Here is a 16,217-nt window from a genome sequence, read left to right on the forward strand (position 1 = left end):
TCAGCGACTCCCGGGGTCGTTGATCGCCGCCCGCATGATCTGCCCGCCGATCCGGGCCGCCTCGGCGCTGCCGCCGCTGCCCGCCTCCTCCAGCAGGACGCAGACGGCGGAGACCGCGTTGCCGTCCTTGTCCAGTGCGAAGCCGATGAACCAGCCGTGGTCGAGCTTGTTCGGCGCGGACTGGGCGGTGCCGGTCTTGCCGCCGACCGTGTAGCCGCTGAACCGGGCACTCCGGCCGGTGCCGTTCTCGACCACGCTCACCATCATCTCCCGCAGGTCGGCGGCGACCTGGCCGCTGACCGGCTGGCGCAACTCGCGCGGCCTGGCCGTGTAGTAGTCGGTGGTGCGGTCCGGGCCGAGGATCTGACGGACCAGGTACGGCCGCATCTGGCTACCGCCGTTGGCCGCGGTGGCGGCGATCAGGGCGCCCTGCAGCGGGGTCATCCGAACGTTGAACTGGCCGATGGAGGACTGGGCGAGCGCCGCCGGATCGTCGCCGCCGTCGGCGTTCTCGATGCTGCCGGTCCGGCTGGCCGCCACCCGCTGCCCGTCCTCGCCGAGCCGGCCGACGGTCAGGTCGTCCTGTTCGAAGCCGAACTGTCGGGCCTTCTCCTTGATGGTGCCGGCGCCGAGCCGGACGCCGAGCTGGGCGAAGCCCGTGTTGCACGACTCGGTCACCGCGTTCATCAGGGTGACCTGCGCCTCGGGGCAGATCGACGGGGCGGCGTTGCTGATCGGGGTGCCGGAGGTCGGCGCCGTGTACTCCGGTCCGGCGGGGATCCGCGTCTCCGGGGTGACGCCGTTCTCCAGCGCGGCGGCCGCCACCACGATCTTGAAGGTCGAGCCCGGCGGCAGCACCTCGCCGAGCGCCCGGTTCCGCAGGGGGCGGTCCGGGTCCTGATCGAGCTTGTTGTACGCCGCCGCCGCCTCGTCGGTGTCGTGGCTGGCCAGCGGGTTGGGGTTGAAGCTCGGCATGGAGACCAGCGCCTGCACCGCGCCGGTGCGCGGGTCGATGGCGATGGCCGCGCCCTTGGTCGCCCCGTTGCGGTTCTCGCGCAGTTGCTCGTACGCGACGTCCTGGGCTCGCTTGGAGATGGTGAGCAGGACGTTGGCGCCGGCGGTCTCGTCACCGGTGACCAGGTCTCGAAGGCGGTCGGCGATGAGCTGGTCGCTGGTGCCGGCGAGGAAGTCGTTCTCGGACTTCTCGATGCCGGTGTCGGCAAGGTTCACCGGTTTGTACCCGAGCACGTGGGCGTACTTGGCTCCGCCCGGATAGGTGCGCAGGAACTCCAGCTCCCCGCCGGTCTCCTTGCTCACCGCGAACGCCGTGCCGCCGGCCTCGATGTTGCCACGCTTGCGCTTGTACTCGGCGACCTGGACGCGGCCGTTGTAGTCGCTGTTGCGATACTCGTCCGCCTTGTAGGCCTGGATCCAGTTCAGGTTCACGAAGAGCAGCCCGAACAGAACCATCACGACGATACCGACGCGGCGCAGTGGCGCGTTCACGGCTTGATCACCTCCGTGGGGGCACCGTGCAGCTGTTCCGGCGGCCCACCGGATGGTCGGGGCACTCCGCCGCCCCCGCCGGACACCGGCCGCCGGGCACCGTCGGAGACCCGGAGCAGGACCGCGACGAGCAACCAGTTCGCCACCAGTGAGGAGCCACCGGCGGAGAGGAACGGGGTGGTCTGTCCGGTGAGCGGGATCAGCTTGCTGATCCCGCCGACGATCACGAAGACCTGGAGCCCGAGGGTGAATGCCAGACCACCGGCGAGCAGCTTGCCGAACGAGTCACGCACCGCCAGCGCGGCGCGCAGCCCCCGCTCGATGATGAGCAGGTAGATCACGAGCAGGGCGGAGAGGCCGAAGAGTCCGATCTCTTCACCGATGCCGGCGAAGATGAAGTCGTTCTGCACCTCGGGCAGCTTCAGCGGCTGCCCACCACCGGGCCCGGCCCCGAAGAGGCCGCCGGTGCCGAGGGCGAGCAGGCCCTGGACGAGCTGGTAGCCGTCTTCGTACGGGTCGGCGAACGGGTCCAGCCAGATCTCGGCGCGCAGGTAGAAGTTGGCGAACGGCCCCCCGACCGTGCTGCCGAGCACGTACGCGAGGTAGGCGCCACCGAAGAAGAGCACCAGACCGATGAGTAGCCAGCTGACCCGCTCCGTGGCGATGTACAACGTCACCACGAACATGCCGAAGTACAGCAGCGAGGTGCCCAGATCCTTCTCGAAGACGAGGACCAGGAGGCTGATCAGCCAGACCACCACGACCGGGCCGAGGTCCCGCCCGCGCGGGAAGTCGATGCCGAGGATCCGGCGGCTGGCCAGCGAAAGTACCTCCCGCTTACGGACCAGGTAGTACGCGAAGAACGCGAGCAAGGCCAGCTTGGCGAACTCACCTGGCTGGATGGAGAAGCCGCCGACCCGGATCCAGAGCTTGGCGCCGTTGATCTCGGAGATACTCGCCGGCAGCACCGCTGGGATCATCACCAGCACGATGCCGGCGAGCCCCAGGGTGTACGCGTACCGGGAAATCGAGCGGTGGTCCCGCACCAGGAGGAGCAGCCCGGCGGCGAGGCCCACCGAGATCAGCGTCCAGGCGAGCTGCCGTCCACCGGTTCCGGCGAAGGTGGCCAGGTCAGCCCGTTCGGCGGGAGTTGCCCGGGCCAGGTCCAGCCGGTGCAGGAAGCCGACGCCGAGGCCGTTGAGCAGCGCGACCGCCGGCAGCAGGGCGGGATCGGCGAAGGGGGCGAGGAACCGGATCGCCACGTGCAGGCCGAGGAAGACCGCGCCGAGCGCCGCGGCCGGCACCCAGAAGTCCGAGGTCACCGTGTCGAGCACATTCGCCTCGACCATCGCCGCGTACGCGGCGACCAGCACCATCGCCAGCAGCAGCAGGGACAGCTCGGCGTTGCGCCGGGACCGGGCCAGACGCACGCCGGGCTGCCCGCCCGTCGTGGCGGGCGGGGATGCCGGGCTGGCCGATACGGTCACGGATCGTCCTGACGGGTCGAGCCGACGCTCACTCGGGCGACCGGCACGCGGCCGGGTCAATGGCCGGCGCGGCCGGATCCGAGGGCAGGGCGTCGGGCGTGGTGGTCGGGGCGGCCGGCGTACCCACCGGAGCGCTGGCGGTGGGTGTGGGCGACCCCGGTGCCACCGTCGGCGTCAGCGGCGGCATCGGCGTCGCCGTGACGGTGACCGCGCTCGGGCGCGGCGGGCAGATCGGCTTGAGATTGGGGTTCGCCGGGGTGTCGGCGGTCAGCTCGGCCAGCCGGCGTGCCGCGTCCGGCTCGTTCTTGGCCGGGATGCCCTGCTTGACCTGCTCCTGCGCGGCGAGGGTGAGATCGTCGAGCTCGGCTGGGCTGGTGGAGTGCACGGTGGAGAGGTCCATGCCGGCGATCTGACCCTGGATGCCGCGGAAGACGGCGACCTGGCCGTCCTCGGTGGCACCCACGTAGTACTGCCGCTGCATGTAGCTCCACCCGCCGAACATCGCACCGCCCAGGAGGAGGACCAGCGCCACAGTCACCGCCGTGGCGCGCACCGGACGCCGCCGGCGGCGCTCCGGCTCGTCGTCGACGACCGCCGACGGATCGTCCGGTGCGGCGGGCCGGGGCGCGGCGAGCGCGGAGGCGCGAGCCGCCGGGGTGGAGACGTCGGCGGAGGTTGCCATGCCTCGGTCCCGGGAGGCGGCACCGCCGACGATCGGGGTCGCTTCGACGATGTCCTGGTCGGTCGCGTCGGCGATGATCACGGTGATGTTGTCCGGACCGCCGCCGCGGAGCGCGAGCTGCACCAACCGCTCCACGCACTGTTGCGGGTCGGCGTACTCGCGCAGGGTCTCCGCGATGGTGTCGGCGCTGACCACGCCGGACAGGCCGTCGCTGCAGATCAGGTACCGGTCGCCGGCGAGGACCTGACGAACCGAGTACTCCGCGTCGATGTCGCGGCCGTCGAGCGCCCGGGTCAGCAGGGACCGTTGCGGGTGGCTGCTCGCCTCCTCTGGGCTGATCCGGCCCTCGTCGACGAGCATCTGGACGTACGTGTCGTCTTTGGTGATCTGGGCGAACTCGCCGCCCCGCAGCAGGTACGCCCGGGAGTCGCCGATGTGCACCATGCCCAGTTTGCTGCCGGAGAAGAGGATCGCGGTGAGTGTGGTCCCCATTCCCTCCAGCTGAGGGTTGGCGTCCACCGTCTCGCGGAGGTGCTGGGTGGCGTTGGTGACGGCCGAGCGAAGCGCGTCCACCAGGGCGTCACCAGGGACGTCCTCGTCCAACGGTGCCATGGCACCGATGACGATATTGCTGGCGACGTCACCGGCGGCCATGCCGCCCATACCGTCGGCAACGGCCAGCAGCCGCGGACCGGCGTAGACGGAGTCCTGGTTGCCGTCTCGGATCAGACCGCGGTCGCTGTGGGCCGCATAGCGCAGGGTCAGAGTCATGGCCGTAATTCGAGTGAAGTGCGGCCGATCCGGATCGGCACGCCGAGGGGGACGGGGGTCGGTCCGGTGACCTTAGCGCGATCCAGGTAGGTGCCGTTAGTCGAACCGAGATCCTCGACGAACCACTGCCCGTCGCGCGGCACGAGCCGGGCGTGTCGCGCCGAGGCGTAGTCGTCGGTGATCACGAGGGTGGAATCCTCGGCCCGACCGATGGTGATCTGCGCTTCACCGAGCGTGATGCGGGTGCCGGCCAATTGACCCGCGGTCACCACAAGTTGGTGGGCCGCCCGTCCGCGCTTCGCCTTGGCCGGCTTGGTCACCTGCCCGAGAGAGGCACCGACGGCACGGGGCGCCGCCACCAGCCGACCCGACCGGGCACCCGCGAAGAGGTCTCGGCGGATCACTCCGACCACCGCGAACACGAAGATCCACAGCAGGATCAGGAACCCGAACCGGGCGACGGTGATGACGAGTTCCGGCAAGGCGGATCAGCCGTCCACGCGGAAGGTCAGCGTCGTGGTGCCGAGCTGGATCATGTCGCCGGGGTTCAGTGCGACCGCGGAGACGCGCTGCCCGTTGACCATCGTGCCGTTGGTCGACCCGAGGTCGGTCAGCACCACCTGGCCACCGTCGAAGTCCAGCCGGGCGTGTCGGCGGGAGATACCGACGTCGGGCAGGCGCAGGTTGGCCTGGTCGCCACGGCCGATGACGGTCGAGCCCATCTGAAGCGGGTAGGTGCGCCCGTCTCCGGAGACGAGCCGCACGTTGCGGCCGCCGCCGTGTCCGGGCGGCGGGCCGTAGCCACCCCCCTGGTCGTACGCCGGGTAGGCCGGCGGGCCGGCGTCGTAACCCGGCGCGGAGACCGGGGCGACCTCGCCGCCGGTATACACCTCTGCGGTCACCCGGAACATGCCGGTGTCCAGGCCCTCGCCCCGTTCGATCTCGACGATCACGTCGCCGTAGACCGTCCAGGCCTGCTCGCCGATGAACTCCGCCTGCGACTGGGCCAGTTCCTGGGCCAGCGCGGCGGCGTACGGCGCCAGGCGGCTGTGGTCGTAGGGCGAGAGATCGATCACGTAGCGGTTGGGCACCAGAGTGCGCCCACCAGCCAGAATGGCCTTGTGCGCCTCGGCCTCCCGCTGCATGGCGTTGAGGATCTCCACGGGGTGGACCACCCCTTTGAAGACCTTGGCAAAGGCTCCCTCTACCAGGCCTTCCAGACGCTTCTCGAAGCGTTGCAGCACGCTCACCGGCTCCTCCTCGGGTTCCGAGGACATGATGGTATCCGGCCGGCGAGCGCGCAGCTCACACGCCGCTCGGGCCGCCTGGCGGACCCGTTCGGCCGGACCGATCTCCTCGTGCTACTCTTTCGTCCGCCACGAACGGTAACCGCACCACGAAGGTAACTGTTAGTGGCAAGGATCGGGAACACGTACGATGTCCGGAGCCCGTCGGCGACAGCGGGAGCGGCACGCACTAGGGTGTTCCGGGTCGAAGCCACGGGGAAGTGGCGGAATGGCAGACGCGCACGGTTCAGGTCCGTGTGCCCGAAAGGGCGTGGGGGTTCAACTCCCCCCTTCCCCACCACTGTGAGGGCTCCGCGTTAGCGGAGCTCTCGTTGCGTGTCGGGACATGTCGTACACGCTATGCTCCGATGGTTTCGGCCGCCGACAGACCAGGAGTGCCAGGTGAGTGTCGCATTCGTGACCGGGTCGGGTGGGCTGATCGGCTCCGAGGCGGTCCGGCACTTCGCCAGACTCGGTCTCGACGTGGTCGGTATCGACAACGACATGCGGCAGGAGTTCTTCGGCGCGGAGGCCTCGACCGCGTGGAACGTGCGGCGACTGACCGACGAGCTGGGGTCCGCTTACGCTCACCACAGCATCGACATCCGCGACCGCGACACGCTCGCGAAGCTCTTCCGGCGATACAACCGGGACGTCGCGGTGGTGATCCACACTGCGGCGCAACCGTCACACGACTGGGCCGTCCGCGACCCGTTCACCGACTTCGACGTCAACGCCACCGGCACGCTCAACGTCCTGCAGAACGTTCGTGAACACTGCATCGAGGCGCCGGTCATCCACTGCTCCACCAACAAGGTGTACGGCGACCGGCCGAACAGCCTGCCGCTGATCGAGTTGGCGACCCGCTGGGAGATCGAGCCGGGCCACCCGTACGAGCAGGGCATCCGGGAGGACATGTCGATCGACGCCTGCCTGCACTCGATCTTCGGCGCCTCGAAGGTCGCCGCGGACGTCATGGTGCAGGAGTACGGCCGCTACTTCGACATGCGGACCGCCTGTTTCCGCGGCGGGACGCTGACCGGGCCGGCCCACTCCGCCACCGAGCTACACGGCTTCCTCGGCTACGTGATGCGGACCAACATGGAGCGGCGGAAATACAAGATCTTCGGGTACCAGGGCAAGCAGGTCCGGGACGCGATCCACAGCTCGGACGTGGTCTCCGCGTTCGAGGCGTTCTTCCGTAACCCCCGGTCCGCCGCGGTCTACAACCTGGGCGGCGGACGTCACTCCAACACCTCGATGCGCGAGGCGTTCGCCCTGGCCGAGCAGATCACCGGCCACGAGATGATCTCCGAGTACGTCGAGGCCAACCGGATTGGCGACCACAAGTGGTGGATCGGCTCGAACGAGGCATTCCAGACCGACTATCCAGGCTGGAAGCAGGTGTACGACGTGCCCATGATCATGCGCGAGATCCACGAGGCCAACGCGGACAAGTGGGTGCCCCAGTCATGAGCGGGGGCAGCGAGCGGATCGCCCGCCCGGTCGGTTGCCACGCCGCTGCCCGGTCGACGACCAGCGAGGCGTGACCATGATCACGGGAAAACGCAACGTCCTCGGCGTCCTGGTCGACGCCACCGACTACGCCACAGCGACTGAGGCGATCGTCTCGGCGGCGCAGGAGCGCCGACCTCTGGCGCTCACCGCCCTGGCCGTGCACGGCGTGATGACCGGAGTGCTCGACCCGGCGCACAACGCCCGGCTGAATTCGTTCGACCTGGTCACTCCGGATGGACAACCGGTGCGCTGGGCCCTCAACCTGCTGCACGGCGCCGGCCTGACCGACCGGGTCTACGGGCCGACGCTGACCCTGCACGTGCTCGCCCGCTTCGCCGACGAGGGGCTCCCGGTCTATTTGTACGGATCGACCGAGCCGACGCTCGGGAAACTGATCCCGGCACTGGAGCGGATGTTCCCCGCTCTGAAGATCGCCGGTGTGGAGCCGTCCAAGTTCCGGGCCGTTCAGCCCGGCGAGGACGCCGAGATCGCCGACCGGATCAGGACCAGCGGGGCACGACTGGTCCTGGTCGGGCTGGGCTGCCCGCGCCAGGAGGTCTTCGCGTACGCCATGCGGTCGCTGCTGGACATGCCGCTGATGGCGGTCGGTGCGGCCTTCGACTATCATGCCGGTCTGCTCAAGCAGCCACCGCCGTGGATGCAGCGGGCAGGCCTGGAGTGGTTCTGGCGGCTCGGCCTGGAACCGAGGCGGCTCTGGCGGCGCTACGTGGTCCTCAACCCGGCGTACCTCGCCCGGCTGGCCGCGCAGAAGACCGGCCTGTGGAAGGCAGAGCCGCCGGCTCCCGCGACCGAGCGCCCCGTCGGCTTCGGAGTCTGACCCGTCCGGGGCCGGCACGAGGCCCCTCCCGGTCGGTCCGGAAGGGGCCTCGGCCCGTGGGAACCAGGCTCAGACGGTCAGGGTCCAGGTGTTGATGTAACCGGTGTCGAAGTAGTAGACGTCCCGCACCTGGAGTCGCCAGGTGCCGTTCGCCGCCTCGCTGGACAGGTTCACCGTGTAGGTGGTGATGACGTTGTCGGCGCCGTCGCCCCCGTTGTTGTTCTTCAGCCGGTAGGACGAGCCGTCCGGGGCGATCAGGTCGATGACCAGGTCACCGCGGTAGGTGTGGACGATGTTCACCGCGACGGTCGAGGTGGCCGAGGCGGCCCGGTCACAGCCCGAGATGGTGATCGCGCTGCTGACGGCCGACCCGCGGTCCGGGATCGCGACATCGGTGTCGTTGGTGCCGGTGCAGCCGGGCGGCGGCGGCGGGGGCGGGGTGCCGCCGTCACCGACGTAGAGCAGCTTGTTGGGCGACCCGCTGCCCGGGTTGCCGACCGCGCCGCTGGTCGCGTTGTCCACCAGGTAGTCCCGGACCTGCTGCGGGGTGTACGAGGGGTTCTCGCCGAGCACCAGCGCGGCGGCGCCGGCCGCGTGCGGCGAGGCCATCGACGTACCACTGATCGTGTTGGTTGAGGTGTCGCTGCTGTTCCACGCCGAGGTGATCGACGAGCCCGGCGCGAAGATGTCCAGGCAGGTGCCGTAGTTCGAGAACGAGGATCGGCCGTCGCTGCTGGTGGTCGAGCCGACGGTGATCGCCGTCGCGGTACGGGCCGGCGAGTAGTTACAGGCGTTGGCGTTGCTGTTGCCCGCCGCCAGCGCGTACGTCACGCCGGAGCTGATCGAGTTGGCGACCGCACTGTCGAGGGCGCTGCTCGCCGAGCCGCCGAGGCTCATGTTCGCCACGGCCGGCTTGACCGCGTTCGCGGTGACCCAGTCGACGCCGGCGATGACGCCCGCGGTCGAGCCGCTGCCGGCGCAGTTCAGCACCTTGACCGCGACCAGCTTGGTCGCCTTGGCGACGCCGTGCGCGGCACCACCGACGGTGCCGGCGACGTGGGTGCCGTGACCGTTGCAGTCGGTGTTGTTGCTGTCGGCCGTGTTGGTGCCCCAGGTCGCCCGCCCACCGAAGTCCGTGTGCGTCGTGCGGATACCGGTGTCGATGATGTACGACGTCACGTTGCCCGCCGTGTTCGGGTACGTGTACGAGTTGTCCAGCGGCAGGTTCCGCTGGTCGATCCGGTCCAGGCCCCAGGACGGGGGGTTCGTCTGGGTGCCGGCGATCGACATGGTGTGGTTCTGCTCGACGTACGCGACCGCCGGGTCGGCGGCGATACGGGCGGCCGCCTGGGCGCTGAGCCGCATCTCGGCACCCCGCACGGCTGCGGTGTACGTCCGGGCCACGGTGCCGCCGTGCTTGCTGCGCAGTCGGTTCAGCGACGGTCCGACTGCCGGCCGGCTCACCACGCTGTCCTTGAAGACCACGATGTAGCTGCCCGCGACGGCGGTGGCGCCGCCAGCGCTGCGGACCGTACCGACCGGCTCGGCGGCCTGGGCCGGTGTCGCGGTGGCCACCATGGCCAGTGCGGCCACCCCGACCAGGACGGACCTACGTGGAATACCCATCTCCTACCTCCCTCTGAACGGCAGTGGACCGTCCACCCGTTCATGGCGAGTAAATCGATGACTGCCGATCGAGCTGAGAGTAGAGCGCGGCGAACCGCGAAATAAACATGCCGAGTAGCCCATAACATCGGCGGGATGCCCCCTACGGGGCGCGGCTACGGGGCGAACCGGGGCCCGGCCCGGATTCGCGCAGCCGCCGATCAGGCGAGCCTGTACGACATGGAGAGTCATCTCGTCGTCCTACTTCCGCTCGCCGGGTTATGGCTGGCGGCTGGCACGCTGGCGGACGGACTGCCCCGGGCGACGCATGCCCGTGTCCTGCGTCGGCGAGCTGACCACGTGCTCGCTCTGACGCTGACCGGCCTCGTTCTCACAGCCGTCGTGCTGTTCGCCGGGCTTTCTGGCGCCGGCTCGACCCCGGCCGACCGGGCCACCGCCGCCGTCGCCCTCGCCGCGGCGCCGGCATTGCTGGTGGCAGCCTGCACCGTGAACCGGGTACGCCGGCTCCGGGCCGGAGCCCGCGCGTTCGCGACCGCCCCGCGCACACCCGCGCCGCACGGGCTCCGCGCCGCCGCGGCCCATCCACTGCTCGGGCTTCCGATTCAGCTCACCGGCCTGGCGATCCTGCCCGGACTCGCCAGCCCGCTGATCCCTGACGTGCTCACCGGCCCCGCGATCACCGTCGGTGCGCTCGGCGTCACCGCGATCGGCGTACGTCACGCGCTACGGCACAGCCGGCTGGCGGAGCGGGCCGGACCGCCGGCACGGGCCTCAACGCGGACGGCCAGTGCCCTGCACGTATAGCAGCTCGAGGATGGCCCGGGTCGCCTCGAACCAGCGGTCCAGCCAGCCCGGTGGAGGCACACTTCCCTTTGGCGGCAACTCCATCAACAGGCCACGCAGCAGGGGGTGGTCGACCAGCGACTCGGCTGGCTCGGTCGACCAGCCACCGGACCGGAACGACGGCTCGGCCAACGGGTCGGGGTCGAGCGACGGCAGAGTGAACGACGGACCGGACTGGTCCGGCGCGGACGCGGGCTGCCCCTCCCGCTCACCGACCTCGGCCTCCGTCGACACGACCTCGGTCAGCACGGTGTCCCGGCGCGCCCCGCGATACTTTCCCCCGAACCGTTCCGGCTTGCTTGGACCGTTGGTGAGGTTCTCTGACCCGATCGTCGTCATCCGTCTCGCCTGCCTCGCTCGGTTGCCGATCCGTGCGGTGGTGGTCGACCAGCGCCGCCGACGGGTTCAACGAGACGGGACCGATGTGGCGACGGGACAGCGCCTGGTGCCCGCATGCGGCGCGGGCGGACACGGGCCGGGACCGGTGTCCCTGTCCGGACGCGCCGGACAGGGACACCGGATCGCCGGTCAGTTCCGGCCGAAGGCACCGCCCCGGGCGCCGGTGACGAAGGTTTGCCACCCGCCCGCGTTGAAGATCAGGGCCGGACCCGACCGGTCCTTTGAGTCCCGCACGCCGACCGCCCCCGTCACGTACGCCACCTCCACGCAGTTGTCGCAGTTGGGCCCGCTCTTCGAACTCTTGAACCAGCTTGCCTGCGTCAGCTCCACGGGGAACTCCTTGGTCGCCATTTCCACAGCGGCTCCTCTGCCAGTTTCGCGATGTGTGCGATGGACTCCTCCGGACGGATGGCCGCAGCACGGATGTGATCGAAGATGAAGCTGTACTTCTGCAGTTCGTCGCTCTTCTCCAGGAAGAGCCCACCCGTGGCGTTCTCCGCGTACACGACATCCGGATCACCAGGCTCGGGGAAGCTCAGGATGGAGAAGGTGCCGTCCATACCGGCGTGCGCCCCCACCTCGAACGGCAGGATCTGCAGCGTCACGTTCGGCAACTCGGCCACCTCCACCAGCCGCCTGAGCTGGTCACGCATCACCGTGTCCCCGCCCACCGGCCGACTCACCACCGCCTCATCGAGCACCACCCACAGATCGACCGGATCATCCTGAGTCAGCAACGACTGACGGCCCAGCCGAACACGGACACGTTGTGCGACCTGCTCCGGCGTGAAGTCGGGCCGGGCGGCGCGGATCATCGCGTCCGCGTAATCCTCGGTCTCCAGCAAGCCCGGCACGACCTGCTGCTCGTACGCCCGGATCGAGCTGGCCGCCGCCTCCAGCCCGACGTAGGCCCCGACCAGCACCGTGCTGTACGGGTGCCACCAGCCCTTCTGCCGGGCTTCCCGAGCGATCTGCACCAGCTCGTCGCTCTCCGCGCCCACCACGCCGTAGATCCGGAGCATGTCCCGGACGTCGCGTGGGGTCGCGGTGGTATGACCGGTCTCGATCCGTGAGATCTTCGAGGCCGAGCACTCGAGCTGCTCGGCGACCGCCTCGATCGTGATGCCTGCCGCCTCGCGCTGGCGGCGCAGCTCCGCGCCCAGCCGCCGGCGCCGGATGGTCGGGCTCCGCCGCTCACTCACGTGGCCACCCGGTGCGTTCCTCGCGCTCACGGTGCCACCCGTCCCCTCTCCACCTCGACAGACCGCCCACGCCGGACCGGACACGCCGGCGGGCGGGCGTTCGCGGCGGGTGGGTGGTGCCGGTCATCGACCGGCCGCGACGGGCGAAACCGAACTTCAGTGTGCCGTCCGAATGCGAACAGCTTCAAGCATTGCTTCGCACGCCTGGTTCACGTATCGGCAAAAGTCGACATGCAACTTGCATGTCGCACGTCGCTGATGCACTCTGTCCGTATGGCACGGGTCACTCACCGTCTCCGTCCGCTCCCGGGTAGTGGTCACCCCACGACCCGGGGGGACGCGCGGCAGCGGTCATGTCCCGGCCACGACGACCAGACCTGCCCGGGTGATAACCACGCCGCCGCACGCCCGCCGGCTGCGGCGACAGGAACGGCACCCGGAGCAGCCGGAGTGTTCGTCGGATGGCGGCTCGCCACCAGCGGGTACGGACCGACACCAGCGACACCGGTTCCACGAGGCCGGGCCAGAGACGTCCCCCGATCAGCTCCCGCCGGCTCGCCCGCCGGCCCTCCCTCCCAGGAGCCAATGTGCTTCCCCGCTCCGGTGACGTACTGCACGTGACACGCGCGGCGAGTGTCCAGTTTCTCCGGTCCATCACCTTCCGGGTGATCCGGGTCCTCGACTGGCCGACCTACGACGGTTGGCTCTGGCTCGACGGCTACGAGTTGAACGCTTCGGGGGATGCGGTCAGCCGGCGATCCATCTTCGTCCAGCGAGCCGGCCTGCGCCTCGTCGAGGCCGCGCCACAGCACCGTCCACACACCGTCCGGACAGCGCGCCGGCCGGTCGCGCGGACCCCGATCCGGGTGGGCTGACCTCCGCGATCCGCTGCCGGTGGGCGTGCCGGCGCCATAGAATCGGTATGCCCACCCCGGCAGTTCCACCCCGCGCCTCCAGGACCCCGAACCTGGGATGGCCATGGTCAATCAGCCCGCCGCACGGCGGCATTGGTCCCGTATCGCCTACACCTTCGGAATCCTGGCGCTTGTCGGCGCCGCGACCACGCTCGTGGTCGTGGTCCGCGACCCCGCGCTCTCCTCCTCCCGACTGACCACACCGGTGCCCGCCCCGGAGATCACCGTGGTCGAGGATCCGGCCTTCTGGCATGAGGGTGACCTCGAACCGTTCGCCGCCGACGAGGTTCTTGACGAACCCGCCGAGGTCCCGCCGGCCGACCGGCCGGCGGGCCGGCCGGGCCACCCGCAGGCCGCGTCGCACCCGTCGGACGACGTTCGACGCTCGCTCTTCTGGTCTGGCATCTTCGGCCTGGCGATCTCGCTGGCCGGGCTGGGCCTGGTGGGCACCAGACGCCGGATGTGGTGATCCCAGCTCGGGCGTGGGCGACGTCGGCTTACGCGGTGGGCGTCGACGCCGGGCTCGGCGTCGCCGTCGGGCTCGGCGTCGACGTCGGGCTCGGCGTCGACGTCGGGCTCGGCGTCGACGTCGGGCTCGGCGTCGACGTCTCGGGCCGGGACACCACCACGGTGACTTCCTCCCCCTCGGGCACCAGCTCGCCGGCCGCCGGCTCGGTGTCGAGCACCGTCCCGGCGGCCCGGTCGGACGTCCGGTACTCGATGCGGTAGGCCAGCCCGACGCGGTCGAGGGTGGCCTGGGCCGTGGCCAGCGGCAGGTCGACCACCGGCGGCATCGGCACCTCGGCCGGCTTCGTGGTCGGCGGCGCGGACGGGGAGGCGCTCGTCGGCGCACCCGTAGTGGGCGGGGCCCGGGTCACCGACGGCGACGGCTCCGGCCCGCCCGGTTCGTCGTCGCCCGCGCCCAGCGCCAGCCACAGACCGACGCCGAATGCGCCGAGCAGGAGCAGAATGAGCACACCCCACAGGATCGGCAGCCACCAACGGCGGCCCTGATCCTCGGTGTACCACTCGGTCGTCTCCCGATAGTCCGAGGGCCGCGGCGGCGGCACCTCCGCCCTCCCGGACCACGTAGCCGGGCGGCCGCCTCCCGCCGCCGGCGGCAGGGGCGCGGTACGGTCCGTCGGAGGTGTGCGATCGGCGGGCATCGGCCGGGTCTCGTCGCCGACCCCGCCGGCCGGACGGTCCTCCGGGCGCGGCAACGGCTGGGTCCGGTCGGCAGGTTCCGCCACGTCGTCGGCCGAGGGCAGCCGTCGGGTCCGGTCGTCGTGTTCCCCGGCGGGTGGCTCCTGACGATCATCGCTCATCATTCGTCCTCCCTCACGGCCTGACCGTCAACCTAACGGTGCGGAGGGAAGTCGGCCGGGATCAGCGCGTAACGGGTTCGGCGGGAGACGCCGTCCGAACCGCCGCCTGGTGCCGACAGTTCTCTCCGTCACCGGCGACGGTAGCGAGCCCGGCCAACCGCGCTGCGTGACGGCCGGCCCGCACTACTCGCCGCGCCGACCAAGGGGCGTTACGCTGCCCGGCATGGCCAGACGGGGCTGGGGAGGATCGATCACGACCGCGCTCGGCGTGGCGGCCGGTGTGGCAGCCGCGCAGTTGGGCGTCGGCTACGGACTAGGCATCATCAACTGGGCGGCGCCGTCTGACCAGGCCGCCGCGGCGGCCTGGACGGCCAGCCTGATCTGGGCCACCTGGATCGCCGCCACGTCGACCGTCCTCGGCGCGGTCTGCGCGCAGCGCCTGGCCGCCCGCGGTCCGGCCGCGCCCGGTCCAGGTACGCGCGGTGTCGCCACGGTGAACTCCTCCACGCCCGTTGTCGTGGACGGTTCCGCATCGTCCGGCACGGACGGCTCAGCGACCGCCGTGGACGATTCCACGTCCGGCGGCACCGCCCCCGTGGCCGGTGATCCGCCACCCGCCACCCGCACGGGCTCCTCCGTCGGCGTTGCCGGCGCGGTGGACATCCGTCCGGCCGGCGGGATGCTGGGCAGGATCGCACTGGCCGTTACCGCCGGGTTCGGCGCACTGATCACCGTGCTGCTGGTCGCCGTACCGGCCCGGGTGGCGACGGTGCCGGACATCCCGGCACCACGGAATGTCGCCGCGGGGTACGCCGCGCTCGGCGTGCTGATCGGGGTGATGATCGCCGTCTGGACGCTGCACTCCCAGGCCGCCGCCACGAACGTGATCGCCACCGTCGGCTGGCTCTGGCTGCTCGCCGCGGTGGCCGTCGTCGACGGCGTCCTCGCGGGCCGCGGCCTGACCAGCGCACAGCTCGGCATCTGGCAGCTCAGCGCGGGCGGCGAGCAGCTCTGGATCCGGGACTGGTTCTACTGGCCCGGTGCGCTGCTGTCGCTCGGATCCGCGCTGGTCATCGGTGTCCTCGCCGCTCGTCGGACGGCGCGGGACGTCGATCGCCGGGTCGGTGCGACCGCCTCCGGCGCGGCCGGCCCGCTGCTCGTCGCGGTCGCCTACTTTCTCGCGGTGCCGGGGTTGACCGCCATCGACCCCGGCCAGGTGTCGGCGCACCTCATCGCTCCGTACGCCGTCATCGTCGGGCTCGGCGGCTCGGTCCTGGTCGCCACGCTCGGCCAACGGGCGAGCCGCCGGGCGGCCGTTCGCGTGCCCCGGCAGCGCACCGCGTCCGATGCCGTGGCGGGCGCCGTCACCCGGCGGCCCACGGGCGGGCCGGCCGACGACACCGGCGCGCTCGGCACAGCCGACAGCGCGCCGGGCGGGCCGGCGCGCTCCGACAGCGCGCCGGGCGGGCCGGCGGCTGGCGGCACCGTGACAGGAGAGGCGGGCGGTTCGGCGGACGCGGAGCCGTCGACCTCGGCCGGGGATGCCACGGGTGGCGCCCGCCGAGGTCGAGCCGGCACCGCCCGGGCCGGCGCGCGGAAGGCGACCACCACCGATCGTCCGCCCGCGCAGCGTGCCAGTGAGTTCGACGGAACGCATCCCCGGGGCTCGACCGCCGCGTCAGACGAGACGAACCCGACTGACGGCGGCGGAACGGCCGGCGAGTCGTCGACCCGGGGGAGTGGCCGCCGCACCCGATCCAACCGACCGGACCGGTGACGGCCACCGGGGGCGCCGCGGCCCTCCACAGGACGTGCTGACC

At 70.9% G+C, this 16,217-nt stretch carries 16 protein-coding genes and 1 tRNA gene; 7 read left to right on the forward strand and 10 right to left on the reverse strand.

Annotation, left to right across the window (positions count from 1 at the left end; translation table 11 throughout):
• The 5 genes from QTQ03_RS19330 to QTQ03_RS19350 are packed head-to-tail and all read right to left on the reverse strand — an operon-like array spanning position 1 to position 5,723.
• Positions 1 to 1,506 carry a peptidoglycan D,D-transpeptidase FtsI family protein gene (locus QTQ03_RS19330; protein ID WP_289279271.1) on the reverse strand — a complete coding sequence of 502 codons (1,506 nt, stop codon included), beginning with the start codon at positions 1,504 to 1,506 and terminating at the stop codon, positions 1 to 3.
• Positions 1,503 to 2,993, reverse strand: coding sequence for an FtsW/RodA/SpoVE family cell cycle protein (locus tag QTQ03_RS19335; protein ID WP_289279272.1), 1,491 nt, complete (start codon positions 2,991 to 2,993; stop codon positions 1,503 to 1,505). The genes QTQ03_RS19330 and QTQ03_RS19335 overlap by 4 nt, the downstream gene beginning before the upstream one ends.
• Before the next feature lie 28 nt (positions 2,994 to 3,021).
• Entirely contained in the window at positions 3,022 to 4,446 is a 1,425-nt protein-coding gene (locus QTQ03_RS19340; protein ID WP_289279273.1) for a PP2C family protein-serine/threonine phosphatase, read from the reverse strand.
• The gene (locus QTQ03_RS19345) at positions 4,443 to 4,928 is read right to left on the reverse strand and encodes an FHA domain-containing protein FhaB/FipA (RefSeq protein ID WP_289279274.1); all 486 of its coding nucleotides are present in this window, start codon (positions 4,926 to 4,928) and stop codon (positions 4,443 to 4,445) included. The genes QTQ03_RS19340 and QTQ03_RS19345 overlap by 4 nt, the downstream gene beginning before the upstream one ends.
• 6 nt (positions 4,929 to 4,934) lie before the next feature.
• Positions 4,935 to 5,723, reverse strand: a complete 789-nt coding sequence (locus QTQ03_RS19350; protein WP_289279275.1) for an FHA domain-containing protein — start codon at positions 5,721 to 5,723, stop codon at positions 4,935 to 4,937.
• Between the two features lie 224 nt (positions 5,724 to 5,947).
• Here QTQ03_RS19350 and QTQ03_RS19355 point away from each other — a divergent pair.
• From QTQ03_RS19355 to QTQ03_RS19365, 3 genes are all read left to right on the forward strand, one after another.
• Positions 5,948 to 6,033: transfer RNA gene (locus tag QTQ03_RS19355), tRNA-Leu, on the forward strand.
• 59 nt (positions 6,034 to 6,092) lie between these two features.
• The gene (locus QTQ03_RS19360; RefSeq protein ID WP_289279276.1) at positions 6,093 to 7,208 is read left to right on the forward strand and encodes an NAD-dependent epimerase/dehydratase family protein; all 1,116 of its coding nucleotides are present in this window, start codon (positions 6,093 to 6,095) and stop codon (positions 7,206 to 7,208) included.
• A gap of 76 nt (positions 7,209 to 7,284) precedes the next feature.
• Complete coding sequence (locus tag QTQ03_RS19365) at positions 7,285 to 8,088, forward strand: WecB/TagA/CpsF family glycosyltransferase (RefSeq protein ID WP_289280896.1); 804 nt, start codon at positions 7,285 to 7,287, stop codon at positions 8,086 to 8,088.
• A gap of 69 nt (positions 8,089 to 8,157) precedes the next feature.
• Here QTQ03_RS19365 and QTQ03_RS19370 read toward each other — a convergent pair whose 3' ends face one another.
• Positions 8,158 to 9,714 carry a S8 family peptidase gene (locus QTQ03_RS19370; RefSeq protein WP_289279277.1) on the reverse strand — a complete coding sequence of 519 codons (1,557 nt, stop codon included), beginning with the start codon at positions 9,712 to 9,714 and terminating at the stop codon, positions 8,158 to 8,160.
• 135 nt (positions 9,715 to 9,849) lie between these two features.
• Here QTQ03_RS19370 and QTQ03_RS19375 point away from each other — a divergent pair, with 135 nt between their 5' ends.
• Positions 9,850 to 10,518 carry a hypothetical protein gene (locus QTQ03_RS19375; protein ID WP_289279278.1) on the forward strand — a complete coding sequence of 223 codons (669 nt, stop codon included), beginning with the start codon at positions 9,850 to 9,852 and terminating at the stop codon, positions 10,516 to 10,518.
• Here the strand turns inward: QTQ03_RS19375 and QTQ03_RS19380 are convergent.
• The 3 genes from QTQ03_RS19380 to QTQ03_RS19390 form a co-directional block, all read right to left on the reverse strand.
• On the reverse strand, positions 10,486 to 10,896 hold the full coding sequence (locus tag QTQ03_RS19380) for a hypothetical protein (protein ID WP_289279279.1): 411 nt from the start codon (positions 10,894 to 10,896) through the stop codon (positions 10,486 to 10,488). The genes QTQ03_RS19375 and QTQ03_RS19380 overlap by 33 nt on opposite strands.
• A 189-nt stretch (positions 10,897 to 11,085) precedes the next feature.
• The gene (locus QTQ03_RS19385; RefSeq protein WP_289280897.1) at positions 11,086 to 11,307 is read right to left on the reverse strand and encodes a DUF397 domain-containing protein; all 222 of its coding nucleotides are present in this window, start codon (positions 11,305 to 11,307) and stop codon (positions 11,086 to 11,088) included.
• Entirely contained in the window at positions 11,277 to 12,158 is an 882-nt protein-coding gene (locus tag QTQ03_RS19390) for a helix-turn-helix domain-containing protein (RefSeq protein ID WP_289279280.1), read from the reverse strand. Before QTQ03_RS19390 ends, QTQ03_RS19385 begins: the two co-directional genes overlap by 31 nt.
• 587 nt (positions 12,159 to 12,745) lie before the next feature.
• Between QTQ03_RS19390 and QTQ03_RS19395 the strand changes: the two genes are divergently transcribed.
• Positions 12,746 to 13,033 (forward strand): hypothetical protein, encoded by a 288-nt coding sequence (locus QTQ03_RS19395; RefSeq protein ID WP_289279281.1) that lies wholly within the window; start codon positions 12,746 to 12,748, stop codon positions 13,031 to 13,033.
• Between the two features lie 97 nt (positions 13,034 to 13,130).
• Complete coding sequence (locus QTQ03_RS19400; protein ID WP_289279282.1) at positions 13,131 to 13,541, forward strand: hypothetical protein; 411 nt, start codon at positions 13,131 to 13,133, stop codon at positions 13,539 to 13,541.
• A 28-nt stretch (positions 13,542 to 13,569) separates the two neighbouring features.
• Here QTQ03_RS19400 and QTQ03_RS19405 read toward each other — a convergent pair whose 3' ends face one another.
• On the reverse strand, positions 13,570 to 14,238 hold the full coding sequence (locus QTQ03_RS19405) for a Stk1 family PASTA domain-containing Ser/Thr kinase (protein WP_289280898.1): 669 nt from the start codon (positions 14,236 to 14,238) through the stop codon (positions 13,570 to 13,572).
• A 382-nt stretch (positions 14,239 to 14,620) separates the two neighbouring features.
• Here QTQ03_RS19405 and QTQ03_RS19410 point away from each other — a divergent pair, with 382 nt between their 5' ends.
• Positions 14,621 to 16,174, forward strand: a complete 1,554-nt coding sequence (locus QTQ03_RS19410; RefSeq protein WP_289279283.1) for a hypothetical protein — start codon at positions 14,621 to 14,623, stop codon at positions 16,172 to 16,174.
• Positions 16,175 to 16,217: the final 43 nt, after the last annotated feature.

The organism is Micromonospora sp. WMMA1363, assembly GCF_030345795.1.
GTDB lineage: Bacteria > Actinomycetota > Actinomycetes > Mycobacteriales > Micromonosporaceae > Micromonospora.

Bases quoted from the DNA above. Each gene is read 5' to 3' on its own strand.
- QTQ03_RS19410 (WP_289279283.1), top strand. From the start codon at position 14,621: ATGGCCAGACGGGGCTGGGGAGGATCGATCACGACCGCGCTCGGCGTG.
- QTQ03_RS19385 (WP_289280897.1), bottom strand. From the start codon at position 11,307: ATGGCGACCAAGGAGTTCCCCGTGGAGCTGACGCAGGCAAGCTGGTTC.
- QTQ03_RS19380 (WP_289279279.1), bottom strand. From the start codon at position 10,896: ATGACGACGATCGGGTCAGAGAACCTCACCAACGGTCCAAGCAAGCCG.
- QTQ03_RS19400 (WP_289279282.1), top strand. From the start codon at position 13,131: ATGGCCATGGTCAATCAGCCCGCCGCACGGCGGCATTGGTCCCGTATC.
- QTQ03_RS19360 (WP_289279276.1), top strand. From the start codon at position 6,093: ATGCTCCGATGGTTTCGGCCGCCGACAGACCAGGAGTGCCAGGTGAGT.
- QTQ03_RS19365 (WP_289280896.1), top strand. From the start codon at position 7,285: ATGATCACGGGAAAACGCAACGTCCTCGGCGTCCTGGTCGACGCCACC.
- QTQ03_RS19370 (WP_289279277.1), bottom strand. From the start codon at position 9,714: ATGGGTATTCCACGTAGGTCCGTCCTGGTCGGGGTGGCCGCACTGGCC.
- QTQ03_RS19340 (WP_289279273.1), bottom strand. From the start codon at position 4,446: ATGACTCTGACCCTGCGCTATGCGGCCCACAGCGACCGCGGTCTGATC.
- QTQ03_RS19405 (WP_289280898.1), bottom strand. From the start codon at position 14,238: ATGCCCGCCGATCGCACACCTCCGACGGACCGTACCGCGCCCCTGCCG.
- QTQ03_RS19350 (WP_289279275.1), bottom strand. From the start codon at position 5,723: ATGTCCTCGGAACCCGAGGAGGAGCCGGTGAGCGTGCTGCAACGCTTC.
- QTQ03_RS19375 (WP_289279278.1), top strand. From the start codon at position 9,850: ATGCCCCCTACGGGGCGCGGCTACGGGGCGAACCGGGGCCCGGCCCGG.